We start from the raw sequence: 15,876 nt of genomic DNA, 5'->3' as shown, positions 1-15,876 counted from the left end.
ATATTGAAAAGTTCAGAAAAAATAAATGTCATCCATTTTCAGCGCAAACCCAGGCCCGGATTTAATTTCAGTATAGAAGATATATTCGAAAACCTGCGGTATCAGCTAAAAAGCAAAATCAATTTTAATATTGAAGTTTGTAAACGGTTTAATGATGGTTACTTGTCGAAACTAACTAATATTATTCGTGCTGCTTTAAAACAGCAAAAAGACAGCGTTACACATATTACCGGCGAAGTGCATTTCCTTAACCTGTTGATGCGAAAAAAAAATGTGTTGCTCACCATACACGATTGCCGCTTCATGGAACGCAAAACAGGGTTTCAAAAAAAAATAATAGGTTGGTTATACCTGAAGGCTCCCGTTAAAAAAGCTGCTTATATAACAACGGTGTCAGAAACTACAAAGCGGGCAGTTATACATTACACAGGTTGTCAGCCGGAGAAGATACAGGTGATACCGGTTGCTGTAAATAAAATTTTTCAGCCTGCCGCTAAAATTTTTAATAAAGATTGCCCGGTAATATTACAGGTAGGCGCGGCAGAAAATAAAAATATTGCAAGACTGGCTGATGCCCTGCAATCTTTGCCTTGTAAACTGGTTATAGTAGGAAATGTTTCAGGAAAGGATTTAAAAAGCCTTAAAGAAAACAGCATAGCTTATACTATTAAACAAGGTTTGTCGAATGAAGAATTATATACAGAATACATAAACTGTGATGTAGTTTCATTTGTCTCAACATTTGAGGGTTTTGGCATGCCTGTTATTGAAGCTAATGCTACGGGCAGGCCTGTGCTTACTTCCAATATATCTTCTATGCCGGAGATAGCGGCAGATGCTGCCTGCCTGGTTAATCCATATAATGTGGATGATATACGCAGCGGGCTGCTTAAAATTATTAATGATAATGCTTATCGGGAACAACTCATTATAAACGGGCAAAAAAACAGCCAGCGTTTTGATGCCGCAACCATTGCTGATGCTTACTATCAACTCTACAAAACAATCGCAGCCAGGCTTTAATAACAGCCGGGCTGTTCCGGCCCAAACTTTAACCGCCGTTATTCTTACCTGGAACGAAGAAGAAAATATAGCCAGAACGCTGCATCATCTTACCTGGTTAGAAAAGATTATTATAGTTGATAGTGGCAGCACTGATAAAACGGTGGAATTAATCAACAGCTTTTCTAATACAGAAATATATGTACGAAAATTTGATACCCATGCACAGCAATGGAATTATGGTTTAAGTCTCTGCAGTAGTGAATGGATATTAAGTCTTGATGCCGACTATATACTCACCTACGCTTTTATTGAAGAGATTAAGCAAAAACTTGTACAGAACCATGCCTGCGCCTTTAATGCAGGTTTTGAATTTGTTTTATTTGAAAGATCATTGGCCAGCAATAACACTACGCCGAGGCCCGTGTTATTCAAGCGTTGCAATTGTATTTATTATGACGACGGCCACACGCAGCGGCTCAGGATAAATGGCAAAACGGCTGACCTGAAAAACAAGATACTGCATGATGACCGTAAACCATTAAGCCGGTGGCTGCTTAACCAGTCTGCCTATTCTATGAAAGAAGCAACAATGCTGATGACCAAACCTGGGCCGGAAATGTCGTTTCTTGAAAAACTCAGGAAAAAAAGAATATACACTCCATTGATGATGTTTTTCTTTTGCCTGCTCAGAAAACGCATGTTGTTCAACGGGCAGCGGGGCTGGCATTATACATTACAAAGAACTATTGTTGAAATGCTGATTTCATTGAGATTAACGGAAGAAAAGATCAATAAAAAGTGAATGCCCGCGGCATACATACAAGTTGTGAATATGTGTTGCTCATGACGGCATGCATCAAACCAAAAAACCTCAACCGGTCTTCTTTTAGGGCTACTCCTCATATTCGTTTCGAAGATTATAAAAAAGCATTTGAGTACTGGCTTAATTATTCCGATAAAAGAATCAAAGCAATTGTATTCGCGGAAAATTCGGGCTATGAGCTAATTGAATTGAAGAAAATAGCTAATAAAAAAAATATATACAAGCGCAATATTGAATTTCTTCAATTTGAAGAAACCGAACGTCTGCCAGGTGTTCATTATGGCTATTCCGATATGGAAATTATTGATTATGCTATTTATAACAGCAAGCTGATAACTTCAAATTCAATCATTATCAAAACAACAGGCCGGTTGTATTTTCCCCAACTAAATAAACTGCTTGATTTGCAGGATAAAAAGCAATATGACTTCTTTTCAGATGCGAGGGATTTCAGCTTTTGGAAGTTGGAGAAGCATTACGTAGTTACAACTTTGTTTATCATGAAAACCTCATTTTATAAGCAACATCTCTTCGATATTAAACGGGAGCTTGCTGAAAATACAGCATCGCACATGGAGACCTTATACTTTAAAACATTAAAGCCGCTCCGGCAATCAAATCGCATTCAGTTAGGATTTCCTTTTTTAATTAGTACAATTGGTATTGGAGCGCATTCCAACAGTGACTATGCTTCATTTAAAAAAAGAATTGAAGCAATAGGTTTATTTATACTCAGAAGGATACTTCCTGCCTCATAATTTGTGCAGTATGATATAAAACGCCCTGCGATTGTTCATGAAAATTCTTCACCTTGTACCTTCCTATAAACCCGCATACATATATGGCGGTCCTGTTGAATCCATCGCCCATCTCTGCGAAGCATTAACAGCGGCCGGGGAAGATATAACCGTATATACCACCACGGCCAACGGCAATACAGAATTAGAAGTTGATCCGGGGAAAATATATCTTGTTGAAGGGGTAAAGGTTATTTATTTTAAAAGACAAACAAAAGACCCACTACATTTTTCCATTGGCCTGCTTAAATACCTGTATAAAAATTGTAAAACGTTTGATGTAGTACATATTCATTCCTGGTGGAACATACCTGGTTTTGCGGGGCTTTTCATCTGCAAAAAAAAGAGGATAAAAGTTGTATTATCTCCAAGAGGCATGCTGAGCGACTATATCATCTATCATTCCAAGAGCCGGGTAAAGCAGTTTGCCCATCAGTTGTTTGGCAAATCATTATTGTCATACAGTTATCTCCATGCAACGGCTGCATCAGAAATGGAGGAATGCCGGCGGATGATTCCGGGCTGGAAAGGCATGATGATACCGAACATCAATAACCTGCCTCAGGTTAATATTATCAAGAAACAAAACCCGGTTTTTACGCTTCTTTTTTTGTCCCGCATCCATCCTAAAAAAGGGCTTGAATTATTATTTGAAGCCATAGGCCGTATCAATGTGCCGGTTCATCTGAAGATAGCAGGCAGCGGCGATGAAGCCTATATAAGCAGCCTGAAACAAAAGGCGGCTGATCTTGGCATAACAAGCAAACTACAATGGATAGGGTGGAAGGATCGTAAAGAGAAATTTGACGTATTAATGCAGGCAGATATTTTTGTACTTCCCAGTTACAACGAAAATTTTGGCAACGTCGTAATCGAAGCGCTCCACACGGGGACACCGGTACTTGTAACGGAAGGCGTGGCGTTAAGCGCATTTATAAAAGAGCATGGCCTGGGATGGGTATGTAAGGCGGAACCCACTTCTATACAGGCTGCGCTGGAAGCTGCAATGCAGGATAAAGCGAAACGATGCGCTGTTACATCGGCAGCGCCGGGAATTATAGACAAATATTTTTCTCCCGAAGTCTTGGTTAAACAATATCGCGATATGTATGGGGAAGTGGTGAATCTGAAAATGCAGGTAACAAGAAAATAATACAGAAGAAATTTCCATCGTGCGGATTTCAGATGATTTATACAGTTTGGGATTTATAATCAAAAATCACTTTTATCTGTGTTCCGTTATTTGTTTCAATGCTGAAATTACCGCCGAGGTCACAGGCAAGTCCCTGTAACAATTCCATTCCCATGGAAGCGCCAACCCCGGTGTTAAAATCACCGGGAAGGCCCCGGCCGTTATCGGCAACGCCCAGCATCAGCTGCGTGGCTGAAATGCGGCTGAGCGAAATAGAAATTTGTTTGTCTTTCGTTTTGGTAAAAGCGTATTTAATGGCATTGGTAATGGCTTCATTTAAAATAAGCCCTAATGTAATGGCAGATGCGTGGTTCAGTTCAATATTTTCTATTTGAAGTGAAAAACCGATGTTTTCGCGGATGGAATAACTTTCGCGAAGGTATTCCACCAGTTCATAGATATACTCGGGCATGTGAATGATTGACAGTGTTTCAGACTGGTAAAGTTTCTGATGGATGATCGACATGGAATGAATTCTGTTCTGGCTGTCTTTTATAGCAGATAAAGCTTCCTTATTTTTAAGGTAACTGGATTGAATTTCCAGCAAGCTTGCCACAATATGAAAGTTATTTTTAACGCGATGATGGATCTCTTTCACCAGCCATTCTTTTTCAGTCAGCAACTGGTCTTTCTCTTCAATCAGTGTATCTTTTTGAAGCAGTAAAATATCCTTGTCTGTAAGCAGTTCAGATAAATGCTCGTTTTTTTGTTTAATCTGCGCTTGTTGTGCATGCAGCACCTGCTGCTGGTATTGCAGTTGCCGGTTTACACGCTGTTTCAGGCTGTAACGGTTAAAGCCGAGAACAAGTATAGCTGCCAGTAAGCCTGTGCCCACAATAAGCGCATTGCGTTGATTTTGCTGTGCTTTATTTTGTTCTTTCAGCAGTGCAATATCCTTTTCTTTGATTTTGATATCCTGTTCCTTTTTAGCTGTTTCGTATTGAATGCTTAGCTGTGCTATCTGTTTACTTTTTGTGGCGTTAAAAATGGAATCCTGGAGTGCCTTGTATTGCTGGTAATGCCTGATTGCCTGGGGATAGTTTTTCCGCGCCGAATCCACTTTGAACCACATTAAATGTATGCCCGTTAAATAATTTGGCAGTACCTGCTGGGGAGGCGCTTTGAGCAGTAATTCCAGGTACGGCTCTGCCCTGGAATAATGGGCGTTTGCAACGTAAAACTGGCTGATTCCCTGGCAGGCGACAAACTGAAAGCGCAGGGGTGATTGCCTGCTCCATGCCACACTTTCAAGATAATACTTCTCTGCTCTTGCATATTGCTCAAGTGCATTATAGCAGGAACACAGGCTTTGCGCTATATATACATTTTATCTTCTACGCTGCATAGCAGTTTTTTGTCTATAATCTCATGTAACAACGCCAGTGCTTCTTTAACCTTTCCCCGATTGAGCAAAGCAGCAGTCATTCGCCTGGCGATACCTACCTGTATAAGCTGGCCTTTCTGATGACTAATTGCTGCGGATTGCTTATGGTACTCCATGCTTTTGTCAAACTGACCTAATTCCCAATAGGCATTGCCAAGCCGGAAATAAGTGTAGTCAAGCTCCTGGGGCATATTGCTGTTTTCAACATCGTCAACCACTTTAAAAATGTAAAACAGCTTTTGATTTAAATTCCCCTTATCCTGGCTTAAATCAGATAGCAGGTAGTAGGCATTTGACAGGTATCCATAATCACCGGAAGCGTTATAAATACTTTGTTCAGCCAAGCGTTTACAGGCATGGGAGATAGCTGGATAGCCAATTGCCTTTTGAATTTTTAATGCAGCTTCAGCTTCTTCTTCAGCTTGCCCGGCGTTGCCATCGTTTAAATATTTATATCCCATTTCCAGGCGGATAACTGCTTCCTGCGCTCTGTCGCCAGTTTGTTGCGAAAGTTTCAACGCTTCTTTTAAAGCAGCTATATTTTCTGTGCAGTTATCACAAAATGTGGCAGTTGCCATCCTTAATAATGCATTAAGCGCCCCGGCTTTGTCTCCCGCCCGTTTAAGGGCTTCAATAACCTGCATAAAGCAGGTTTTCCCTTTTTCCCAATTACCATTTAGCAGGTAAACTATTCCAAGCAGGCACAGGCTTTTTCAGCGCCTACGACACTTAATCAGGATGAGGAAACGAAAAGAGCAGTGGAATTTTTATTAATCAAACTGAGTTTATAGTTTCAAAGAATCATAAACTAAATGCCATTTTGTGTGACTAACCTGCATGCGCTCATCGCTAATACTCCCTTAATCACATTCCAAATTTCTTCAAAATTCAAAAGGTAAGTTTGCAGGATGAAAATCCTGATAGTAGAAGACGAAAAAGAACTTGTTGAAGACATTGCAAAGTACCTGTCAGGCGAGAACTATTTATGTGAAGTGGCCACAACATACGAGCAGGCTGCCGAAAAAATCTGGGTGTATGATTACGATTGCATTTTACTGGACTTAATGCTTCCGGGCGGCAGCGGATTGCAACTGCTGGAACTATTAAAAAAACAAAATAAGCAGGACGGAGTAATAATTATTTCAGCCCAAAACTCAGTTGAAGACAAAGTAAAGGGCCTGCAAATGGGAGCAGACGATTATCTCGAAAAACCTTTTCATCATTCGGAATTAGCGGCAAGGGTTCATTCCCTCATCCGCAGAAAACAGTTTAACAGCTCGAACATCATACAGCAAAATGAAATAATGATTGATTTGTTAGGTAAAAACGTGAAAGTAAATGATGTTGAACTAAGCCTTACCAAAAAGGAATTTGAGTTATTGTTACTGTTCACCGGGAATAAAAACAGGGTTATTTCAAAAGCAGCCATTGCAGAGCATATTTCGGGTGATATTGCCGATATGTTTGACAACTACGATTTTGTTTATGCCCATGTTAAGAACCTGAAAAAGAAACTCGCAGAGGCAGGTTGTGATAACTATCTGAAAACAATTTACGGTACAGGTTACAAGTGGGAGATATGAGTAAATTATTAAATAAACCATTCAAGGCATTTACCATTTACGCCTTAATCATCCTGGCGTGCAGCATACCCGTTTATTATTGGGTGGTGGATTTTATCTGGATGAATGAATTGGATGAGCACAATCAAATCATTAAAGAAGGCATTGAAAACAGCTTTAAAAAAAGTCAAATAGAAGAAACTGAATTAAACAGCATATTAAAAAACTGGAACAAATTACAACCCGGCTCAACATTAACACCATCCAATTTATCTGCAACTAAAGCTGATAGCACTTATACGGTTGAACACATAAGTGCATACCCGGGAGATGAGACGATTGACCGTTTCAGAGGGCTTTCATCATACATCAGCATTAACGGCAAGCTGTATCATTTACAGGTTGAAACCAATGTGGAAGAAACAGCAGAAACCATGTTGGCTATAACTGTTGTAACGCTTTTATTCTTTGTATTATTGGTAATTGGTTTTATAGTGCTGAATAAACAAATAGCAAAGAAAATATGGCAGCCTTTCCGCAACACACTTGAAAAACTAAAATCGTTTGACTTAACTGCAAGGCAAACCGTTTTGTTTGATAAAACAGATATTGAAGAATTTGAAGAACTGAATCAATCATTGCAAAAGCTGATTGATAAAAACATTTCAGTTTACACACAGCAAAAAACGTTTATTGAAAATGCTTCACACGAATTGCAAACGCCTTTGGCTGTGCTGAAATCAAAAATGAATTTGTTGTTGCAGAACAAGGATATTACAAGCGAACAATCCGAAATATTATCAGCCGTTGAATTGCCTGTTGCAAGAATAACAAGGATAAATAAAAACCTGTTGCTATTGGCAAAAATTGAAAACAGCCAATTTGCGGAAGTAGAAAATATTGAACTTACAGAAGTTGTAAATGAAACCAATGAACTGCTTAATGACTACATTACAGCGAAGCAGATTACCGTAGTTAAAAGCCTTAGTCAAAAATTATCTGTTGTTTGCAACAAAACCCTGCTTGAAATTTTGATTAATAATTTACTTATCAATGCAATAGTTCACAACACCAGGGAAGGCGTTATACAGGTTGAATTTTCAGGCAGAACATTAACTGTTTCCAACACAGGAAAAACAGCCTTGAACAACGAAAAACTATTTGAACGTTTTGCCGTTTCATCTTCGCAAACTGCCAGCAGCGGTTTGGGATTAGCAATAATAAAAGAAATATGCAACCGTTACGGCTGGCAAATACAATATGCTTTTCAAAACAACCTTCATTCATTCACTGTAACGTTTTAGAAATTCAAAATTTCTTCCAAATCCAAATGGACATTAGCAGCAAAAAATGTGGTGAGAAAAGAAGCATTATTTCTGTTGATGTTGATTTCATTTCAGTGTTGTTATTCTCAGAAAGCGGACAGCGGCCTGTTTGCAAAAACTGATACCGTAAAAGAGAATTTGCTTACGCCATACAAGTTTCAATTCAAAAAAATGTATGTTCCTGCATCGCTTATTGTTTCAGGACTTATATTAAATGACAACAGCACCGAAAGTGTCAAAAATGAAATTGTTGAAGATCGAAATAAATATTTGCCGGATTTTAAAACCCATGTTGACAACTACCTCCAATACAGCCCTATCGCTATTGCTTATGGCCTGGATGCATTTGGCATAAAATCAAAAACCGATATACAAAACCGTACAGCCGTTCTGCTCAAAGGAGAACTAAGTATGATTGCGGTTACACAGCTTTTAAAAAACACTACACACATACAAAGGCCAGACCACTCAAATTATTCTTCCTTTCCGTCAGGACATACGGCACAGGCTTTTGCCGCAGCCACTTTTTTAAGCGAAGAATATAAATACAAGTTTAAATGGATGCCTTATGTATCATACAGCATAGCCACATCAGTTGGGATTTTGCGCATGGCAAACAATAAGCATTATATCAGTGATGTGTTAGTGGGTGCAGGCATTGGTATCTTCTCAATAAAAATATCTTATTGGACACATCAATACAAATGGGGCAGGAAAAAAGAGACAGTTATACCCGATTAATTACTTCTGTCGAAAAAAGTTATTGTTTGGCAGTTCAAAATTTCTTCCAAATCGCATTTCATTTTTGCCTTGTAAATTTTAAAAAGCAAAGCAATGAAAAAAGCAACTTTATTTTTAGCAGCAATGTTTGCAATAACATTCGTCAATTCGCAAAACATTTCGGACAAAGATGTTCCATCTACAGTAAAATCAGCTTTTCAAAAGCAATATCCCAAAATAAAGAAAGTGAAATGGGAGAAAGAAAAAGCCAATTATGAAGCAGGTTTTGAAAGTAACAAAACTGAATATGCTGTTTTGATTGACGCTTCGGGGAATATTCTTGAAACAGAAGCAGGAATTAAAGTTGATGAGCTTCCTGTAAAAGTGAAAGCGTATGCTTTAAAAAATTACCCAGGTCAAAGGATAAAAGAAGCTGCAAAAATTACCAAAGCCGATGGTGAAATAAATTACGAAGCAGAAGTAAAAGGCAAAGATGTAATTTTTGATGCGGCTGGAAATTTTATTAAAGAAGATAAAGACTAATGATGTTGAAAAAGATAGTATTTATTGTTGGTATAGCATTCCTTTCATTAACAGCCAATGCACAAAATAAGTTAAACATAAAGGTTGTAAGTACTGTAAGCAAGGAGCCTTTGGAAGCTGTCAGCATTTCTGTGAACAATAAATCTGTTAGCAGTACGAATAAAAATGGGATAGCTGTTTTGCAGCTCAACCCAGGCAATGTGCACCTGCATTTTACATCGGTTGGTTTTGAAGGTGCCGATACTTCAATAATAATACCTTTCATTGATACTTTATTGATAACGCTTGCTGCAACAGAAAAATCCCTGGAAGAAGTAACGGTGGTTTCATCAACAAGAAATAACCAACGCATTGAAAACTCACCGTTAAAAGTAGAAGTATTGGGACGTGAAGAAATGGATGAAGAAAGCGCTATAAAACCGGCAGGCATTGCAAGTATATTGGGCGATGTGAGTGGTGTACAGATACAACAAAGCAGCGCTATTACCGGAAATGTCAATGTGAGGATACAGGGCCTTGATGGCAGGTATACACAAATTTTAAAAGACGGAATGCCTTTGTATGATGGCTTTAGTGGTGGGTTTGGCATTTTAAGTATTCCACCTTTGGATTTAAAACAGGTGGAATTGATAAAAGGCTCGGCATCCACTTTATATGGCGGTGGCGCTATTGGTGGTTTGGTAAATATTATTTCACGAAAACCAACTACACAACAGGAAGCTGTTGTAAGCATTAATCAAACCACTTTAAAAGAAACAAACTTCAACACTTATCTGTCTAAAAGATATAAAAGAGTGGGTTATACTTTTTTTGGCGGTTATAATTATCAGAAAGCAGTTGATGTAAATAATGATGGTTTTTCTGATGTTGGTGATCTAAACGGTTTGGTGCTTCACCCACGTTTGTTTTTTTATCCAGATGACAAGACAACTATCGTAGCCGGTTATACCGGCACTTTTGAAAAAAGAAACGGTGGCGATATGCAGGTGCTTAAAGGAAATGCTGATGCAACACACCAGTATTTTGAGAAAAATAATATTAAACGAAACAGCTTTGAACTTACTGCACAACGAAATTTATCTGCTGGAAAAGAGCTTGATTTTAAGAACAGCTTAAGTTCGTTTAACAGAACAATCAATAACAACGATATCAACTTTACCGGCAGGCAATTAAATTATTATACTGAATTGTCATTATTAGTTCCGTACAAACAAAATAGCCTGGTTGCAGGTATTAACGCAACTGGTGATCAGTTTAAAAAAATAACCAACAATATTCCGCTGAATAACTTCAATAACAACACGGTTGGCCTGTTCATTCAAAACACATGGAACATAAAAGAAAAAACGATAATTGAAGCAGGTTTAAGAAACGATTACCAATTTACTTATGGTAATTTTATTTTGCCACGCTTAGCTCTATTTCATCGTTTCAGCGAACACTGGGCAACACGGTTAGGTGTTGGCTTTGGTTATAAAACCCCCAACGCATTAGCGCCGCAAACAACAGACTATGCCCTGCAAAAAATACAATCATTGCCATCGGGGATAGAAGCTGAGAAATCCATCGGTTACAATGCAGAAGCAAATTATAAAACCACCTGGGGAAACGGTAATGAGTTGTTTGTTAACCAGGCATTTTTTTTAACGCAGTTAAATCATCCTGTTGTTGCAACGGTTTTAAACAACGATGATGTCGTATTCAAAAATGAACCAAAATCAATCATTACAAAAGGCTCAGACACTTACATTCGTGCAGTTATTAATGATTGGGAATTGTATGCTGGTTATACTTTCACTATTGCAGAAAGAAAATATTTGGCACAAAACCAATTTGTGCCACTTACGCCCAAACATCGTTTTGCGTTCACGATAGTAAGAGATTTTGAAAACGCAGGTTTCAGGTTTGGTATTGAAGGCTCTTATACCGGGCATCAGTACCGGGAAAATTATACGCAGACGCCGGGCTATATGTTTATAGCGGCAATGATGGAAAAAAAGTTAGGCAGGCATTTTAGTGTAGTTTTAAATGGGGAAAATATTTTGGATTACCGCCAAAGCAAAGTGGAAGCTCTTTATACCGGAACAATTACCAACCCTGTGTTTAATCCTTTATGGGCGCCAATTGACGGCAGGGTAATTAACCTGTCTGTAAAGTGGCATTTATAATAAAACTAATTCCAGCAACTATGTGGTGGATATATGCAATACTATCAGCATTTTTTGCTTCGCTAACGGCAATATTTGCAAAAGTTGGCGTCGCCAACATTAATTCCAACCTGGCAACAGGCATAAGGACAATTGTTGTTCTGATAATGCTTTGGTGTATCATTCTTGCAAGAGGTGATGCAAAAGGAATGAGTTCGTTATCTAAGCAGAACATCATTTTTCTTGTCATTTCGGGTATGGCGACAGGCTTATCATGGCTGTTTTATTTCAAAGCATTGCAATTGGGAAACGTATCGCAGGTGGCGCCCATTGATAAATTAAGCGTAGCTCTTACAATCATTTTAGCGATTATTTTTTTAGGTGAAACATTAACGCTAAAAACCGCAATAGGCGCCGCTTTGATCATTGCCGGAACTTTGGTAATGATTGTAAAATAACCGGCAACTTTTACAGGTATATTACAACCGCACCACTTACACGACAATTTCCTGCACTTCAGGAATGGGCGTTGTTACCGCTGGTTTCGCAGGCTTTATTTTTTTATAGAGGTAATTATAAATTTCAATTTGCGAACGCACTTTCCTGCCAGTTGTTTTCACATAGTTGTTATCTAAATTATTATCGAGTATGCGGGCTTTTACATTATCCTTCAACTCAATATCAAGTATGTCTTTTATCTCCAGGCAGAGCGCTTTATTTTTTACTGGTATGGCAGCTTCAATGCGATGGTCGAGATTGCGGATCATCCAGTCGGCAGATGATATAAAAATTTTTTCCCTGCCGCCATTCTCAAAAATAAGCATGCGTGCATGTTCAAGGTACTCGTCAACAATGCTTATAGCTTTTACATCATGATGCCATTTTTTATGCTTCAGCTTTGCACAGCATATACCCCGGATAACAAGGTTGAGTTTTACACCTGCATCTGCTGCTTCATACAGTTTTAATATTAGTTGCGGATCGCTTAAAGAGTTAACCTTTAAAGTAATGGAAGCTTTCTTTTTAGCTTTTGCATTCTTTATCTCCGTGTTAATTAGCTGGGTTAATTGCTGTCGCATGGATGTTGGGCAAACCATCAGCGTTTTGCAACTGTTGAGGTATTTAATCTTTGAAGGGTTTTCAAGGTATTTAAAAATGCGGTTAATGTCGGCCATTACATTCCTGTTGCTGGTAAGCACGCAGGCGTCTGCATAAACCTTTGCCGTTTTTTCATTCAGGTTGCCTGTGCTTACAAAACCATATTGAATGGTTTTTTTATTGCTGCGCTTTGTAATAACGCAAAGCTTGGCATGCACTTTCATATTGGGCATACCCAGCAGTACTTTCACGCCTTCTTCTTCCAGCAACTCTTTCCATTCAAGGTTGTTTTCTTCATCAAAGCGGGCACGCAGTTCCAGCATTACCGTTACGCTTTTACCATTGCGAACCGCGTTGATCAATGCATTGATGACTTTTGAATTGGATGCCAGCCGGTATGCTGTTAATTTAATGGAATTCACTTCAGGGTCCATTGCTGCTTCCCGCAAAAGATCAATTACAGAATTAAAGGAATGATAGGGAAAATGCAGCAATACGTCATGCTTTAAAATAATGTCGGTAACCCTTGATGTATTCACGAGCTCCGGATGTGTAAAAGACTGGCGCCTTAATCTTTTTTGTTTGAATACATCCGGGAAATCCATGAAATGCCGGAAATTATGAATGCGGCCACCCGGGATAATATTATCCATTCTTGTAAGGTGCAGCTTCTTCATCATGTACTCAAGCAGTCCTGAATCCATTTCCTTATCAAACACAAAACGCGTGGGTTTGCCAATGCGCCTGTTCTTAATACCTTTTTGTATTTTTTGTACAATGGAGGTTGTTACATCGTTATCAATATCCAGCTCTGCATCTTTTGTAACCTTAAAAATGTAAGATTCAAATTTTGTGTAATTGAAATAAGAAAAGATATAAGGAAGATTAAAACGGATAATATCTTCCAGCAATATGATATGATGCTGGCCTTCCGGCGCCGGCAATTCTATAAAGCGGCCAATGATGCGGCTGGGCACTTCTATCAATGCATATTTCTGCTGGTAAGCCGTATCCTGCCTGCGCATTACCACGCCGAGATAAATGCTTTTTTCGCGCAGGTAGGGGAGTTGCGGCAGGCTTTCAATCATTAAAGGGATTATATTGGAACGTACTTCTTCTTCAAAAAAAGTTTTTACAAACGCCTGCTGCTGTTTATTGAGTTTTTTTTCATCAACGAGGTAAATGCCCTGTTGCTGCATCTCTTTTAAGATGCCCTGCCATATACGGTTAAATTCATTCTGCTGGTCAAGTACAATGGTTTGAATTTGTTCCACTATGCTTTGAGGGTTTTCTTCCAGGTGCATATTCCCTTTTTTACCGCCCAGCTCAATCATGCGTTTCAGCGTGGCCACACGCACCCGGAAAAATTCATCCATATTATTCGAATGGATACCTAAAAAACGAATGCGTTCCCTCAAAGGCACAGAGGGGTCTGCGGCTTCCTGCAACACCCTGGCATTAAAACTAAGCCAGCTTATATCCCTTGGAATTAAATTTTTCATACAATAGCTATAATCAAAAATATAGGTTTGAACAACATACGAATATTAAGTTTTAAAAAATCATTTCCCCGCAGAATTTCCTGTCTTAAAAACGGTTATTTTTAGATTTAAAACTTATAATTATGAAAAGCACCATTTCTACACTTATTTTCTTTTTTGTTTGCATTTCTTTCTCCCTCGCGCAGCAGTATGAGCGGGCGTGGGTAAAACAATACCAGGATAATGCTGCGGACAATCATTATTTCAATGATATGGCCGTTGATAAATACGGCAACACTTATACAGCAGGGTATGAAAGCAACTGGAGTAATTACCAGCTTACGCATTTTTATATAAAAAAAGTAAGCAGCGATGGTAAACCACTTTGGAAAAGATATTTTAATAACCTGAAAGATTCAATGGATGAAGCCATTGCAATTGCAACAGATGCAGATGGGTTTATTTATGTTACCGGAACCCGGAAAGACAGCGCCACTTATGGAACAACTGTAAGCGATATTGTTACCATGAAATACGACAGCTCCGGTAAACGTATCTGGCTAAACCGTTTTCATGATGCTGCTTATGTGCTGGCAAGCCCGAAAGATATTTCCATATCTCCCGGCGGTGCTATCCTGGTTACGGGGAATGAAACAAGGTATGCCTCTGAATGGGGCACCTACATAAATAACCTGCTCCTGCTGAAACTGGATAAAGCAGGCAAAACGTTATGGACAAAAAAAATGGATAACGTAGTGGGCCATGCCGGTTGCTTCGACAACATGAATAATATTATCATAGCCGGGGCTTCCGATCCCGGCAACCTTCCTCAAACACAAAAACCGATGGTTTTAAAGTTTAAGCCAAACGGCAACCTGGCATGGAGCAATGTTTTTAATGAGTATAATAAGAATGGAAGGTTCTATTATGTTCAATGCGATTTACTCAACAATATTTATATAAATGGCCAGACAGATACGATTGCTTTTTATAATAATCCGAGGATATTAACAGTAAAATATAACAAGGCCGGAAAACAACTATGGTCTGCGAAAGAAGTGAATAGCAGTTTTACCATGCCGTTTCTTTACGGTGCTTTTACAATTGATGCCAAAGGCAATTGCTATGTAGCGGGCACTTTAAATTATGCTGATGTTAACAGCAAGCGCATCGTTACAAAATATGCTGCCGGAGGTGTAAAAAAATGGACGGATACTTTTAATGCAGGCTTTTGGGGGCCGGACCGTCCAACGGGGATTGTGGTTGATGAACAGCAAAACGTTATTGTCACAGGCACCTGTTATTATCAGAATAACAGGCATGTGGCCATTACAAACGGGTATAAGAAAAACGGGGCGCCGTTTTTTACAGATGTATATGAGCTGAATTCAATTGAAAATACGGTTACATTAGGCATTCAAAAAGACCCTGCGGATAACCTGTATGTTGCAGGCCGCAGCACCATCGTGATTAAATATGGTATTGCACCGGCGGCTGCTTCCGCAATAGCATCCGGCCTGGTAACCGGAAACCTTACATTATTTCCCAATCCTGCCAGGGATGTTTTAAATATTGGTTTCACAGCCCCGGCCGGCGCTTCAGCATATCGCGTTATTATAACAGATGTTTCAGGTAACAGGGCATTAATAAAACAATTGGGAAAACCCGAAGGGAAAGCAAACCTTACTATTAATATCGAACATTTAAAACCTGGTATATATACAATGGTTATTACAGATGGCGTAACATCATTTACAAGAAAGTTTATAAAAGAGGAATAGAATAATTTTCCCTAAACC

At 38.9% G+C, this 15,876-nt stretch carries 13 protein-coding genes and 2 pseudogenes; 11 read left to right on the top strand and 4 right to left on the bottom strand.

Annotated elements, in window-relative coordinates:
* The first annotated feature begins 3 nt into the window (after positions 1–3).
* The 4 genes from BM015_RS11550 to BM015_RS11535 are packed head-to-tail and all read left to right on the top strand — an operon-like array spanning position 4 to position 3,778.
* A complete protein-coding gene (locus BM015_RS11550; protein WP_090658489.1) occupies positions 4–1,023 on the top strand; it encodes a glycosyltransferase family 4 protein in 1,020 nt (339 codons plus the stop codon).
* Positions 980–1,807, top strand: a complete 828-nt coding sequence (locus BM015_RS11545) for a glycosyltransferase family 2 protein (protein ID WP_090658487.1) — start codon at positions 980–982, stop codon at positions 1,805–1,807. The genes BM015_RS11550 and BM015_RS11545 overlap by 44 nt, the downstream gene beginning before the upstream one ends.
* A 41-nt stretch (positions 1,808–1,848) precedes the next feature.
* Positions 1,849–2,586, top strand: a complete 738-nt coding sequence (locus BM015_RS11540) for a hypothetical protein (protein ID WP_090658485.1) — start codon at positions 1,849–1,851, stop codon at positions 2,584–2,586.
* 37 nt (positions 2,587–2,623) lie between these two features.
* The gene (locus BM015_RS11535) at positions 2,624–3,778 is read left to right on the top strand and encodes an XrtY-associated glycosyltransferase XYAG1 (RefSeq protein ID WP_090658484.1); all 1,155 of its coding nucleotides are present in this window, start codon (positions 2,624–2,626) and stop codon (positions 3,776–3,778) included.
* Positions 3,779–3,815: 37 nt separating this feature from the next.
* Here the strand turns inward: BM015_RS11535 and BM015_RS11530 are convergent, their stop codons facing one another.
* The gene (locus tag BM015_RS11530; RefSeq protein ID WP_090658482.1) at positions 3,816–5,060 is read right to left on the bottom strand and encodes a histidine kinase dimerization/phosphoacceptor domain -containing protein; all 1,245 of its coding nucleotides are present in this window, start codon (positions 5,058–5,060) and stop codon (positions 3,816–3,818) included.
* 71 nt (positions 5,061–5,131) lie between these two features.
* Positions 5,132–5,845 carry a tetratricopeptide repeat protein gene (locus tag BM015_RS11525; protein WP_090658480.1) on the bottom strand — a complete coding sequence of 238 codons (714 nt, stop codon included), beginning with the start codon at positions 5,843–5,845 and terminating at the stop codon, positions 5,132–5,134.
* 264 nt (positions 5,846–6,109) lie between these two features.
* Here BM015_RS11525 and BM015_RS11520 point away from each other — a divergent pair, with 264 nt between their 5' ends.
* From BM015_RS11520 to BM015_RS11505, 4 genes and pseudogenes are all read left to right on the top strand, one after another.
* Positions 6,110–6,784 (top strand): response regulator transcription factor, encoded by a 675-nt coding sequence (locus tag BM015_RS11520; RefSeq protein WP_090658478.1) that lies wholly within the window; start codon positions 6,110–6,112, stop codon positions 6,782–6,784.
* On the top strand, positions 6,781–8,067 hold the full coding sequence (locus BM015_RS11515; RefSeq protein ID WP_090658476.1) for a sensor histidine kinase: 1,287 nt from the start codon (positions 6,781–6,783) through the stop codon (positions 8,065–8,067). Before BM015_RS11520 ends, BM015_RS11515 begins: the two co-directional genes overlap by 4 nt.
* A gap of 78 nt (positions 8,068–8,145) precedes the next feature.
* Positions 8,146–8,829, top strand: coding sequence for a phosphatase PAP2 family protein (locus tag BM015_RS11510; protein ID WP_090658802.1), 684 nt, complete (start codon positions 8,146–8,148; stop codon positions 8,827–8,829).
* A gap of 93 nt (positions 8,830–8,922) precedes the next feature.
* Positions 8,923–9,324 (top strand): annotated as a pseudogene (locus BM015_RS11505) (PepSY-like domain-containing protein); the annotation flags it as partial.
* On the opposite strand, the pseudogene BM015_RS22065 reads toward BM015_RS11505, so the two are convergent.
* Positions 9,295–9,372 (bottom strand): annotated as a pseudogene (locus BM015_RS22065) (hypothetical protein); the annotation flags it as partial. The pseudogenes BM015_RS11505 and BM015_RS22065 overlap by 30 nt on opposite strands.
* On the opposite strand from BM015_RS22065, the gene BM015_RS11500 reads away from it, so the two are divergent.
* Both BM015_RS11500 and BM015_RS11495 read left to right on the top strand, forming a co-directional pair.
* Positions 9,351–11,519, top strand: a complete 2,169-nt coding sequence (locus tag BM015_RS11500) for a TonB-dependent receptor (RefSeq protein WP_245751374.1) — start codon at positions 9,351–9,353, stop codon at positions 11,517–11,519. The pseudogene BM015_RS22065 and the gene BM015_RS11500 overlap by 22 nt on opposite strands.
* Before the next feature lie 20 nt (positions 11,520–11,539).
* Positions 11,540–11,956: an EamA family transporter gene (locus BM015_RS11495; protein ID WP_090658472.1), complete on the top strand. Its 417-nt coding sequence runs from the start codon at positions 11,540–11,542 to the stop codon at positions 11,954–11,956.
* Between the two features lie 36 nt (positions 11,957–11,992).
* Here the strand turns inward: BM015_RS11495 and ppk1 are convergent, their stop codons facing one another.
* Complete coding sequence (gene ppk1, locus BM015_RS11490; protein WP_090658470.1) at positions 11,993–14,098, bottom strand: polyphosphate kinase 1; 2,106 nt, start codon at positions 14,096–14,098, stop codon at positions 11,993–11,995.
* 122 nt (positions 14,099–14,220) lie between these two features.
* Between ppk1 and BM015_RS11485 the strand changes: the two genes are divergently transcribed.
* Positions 14,221–15,858 carry a T9SS type A sorting domain-containing protein gene (locus BM015_RS11485; protein WP_090658468.1) on the top strand — a complete coding sequence of 546 codons (1,638 nt, stop codon included), beginning with the start codon at positions 14,221–14,223 and terminating at the stop codon, positions 15,856–15,858.
* The last annotated feature ends 18 nt before the right edge of the window (positions 15,859–15,876 follow it).

Origin of the sequence: Parafilimonas terrae, assembly GCF_900115755.1 — a bacterium.
Taxonomy (GTDB): domain Bacteria; phylum Bacteroidota; class Bacteroidia; order Chitinophagales; family Chitinophagaceae; genus Parafilimonas; species Parafilimonas terrae.
This window is presented reverse-complemented; position numbering and strand designations above follow the sequence as displayed.

Coding starts and splice junctions, on each gene's coding strand:
- BM015_RS11545 (WP_090658487.1), top strand. CDS start 980: ATGCTTACTATCAACTCTACAAAACAATCGCAGCCAGGCTTTAATAAC.
- BM015_RS11540 (WP_090658485.1), top strand. CDS start 1,849: ATGACGGCATGCATCAAACCAAAAAACCTCAACCGGTCTTCTTTTAGG.
- BM015_RS11535 (WP_090658484.1), top strand. CDS start 2,624: ATGAAAATTCTTCACCTTGTACCTTCCTATAAACCCGCATACATATAT.
- BM015_RS11525 (WP_090658480.1), bottom strand. CDS start 5,845: ATGCAGGTTATTGAAGCCCTTAAACGGGCGGGAGACAAAGCCGGGGCG.
- BM015_RS11520 (WP_090658478.1), top strand. CDS start 6,110: ATGAAAATCCTGATAGTAGAAGACGAAAAAGAACTTGTTGAAGACATT.
- BM015_RS11515 (WP_090658476.1), top strand. CDS start 6,781: ATGAGTAAATTATTAAATAAACCATTCAAGGCATTTACCATTTACGCC.
- BM015_RS11510 (WP_090658802.1), top strand. CDS start 8,146: ATGTTGATTTCATTTCAGTGTTGTTATTCTCAGAAAGCGGACAGCGGC.
- BM015_RS11500 (WP_245751374.1), top strand. CDS start 9,351: ATGATGTTGAAAAAGATAGTATTTATTGTTGGTATAGCATTCCTTTCA.
- BM015_RS11495 (WP_090658472.1), top strand. CDS start 11,540: ATGTGGTGGATATATGCAATACTATCAGCATTTTTTGCTTCGCTAACG.
- ppk1 (WP_090658470.1), bottom strand. CDS start 14,098: ATGAAAAATTTAATTCCAAGGGATATAAGCTGGCTTAGTTTTAATGCC.
- BM015_RS11485 (WP_090658468.1), top strand. CDS start 14,221: ATGAAAAGCACCATTTCTACACTTATTTTCTTTTTTGTTTGCATTTCT.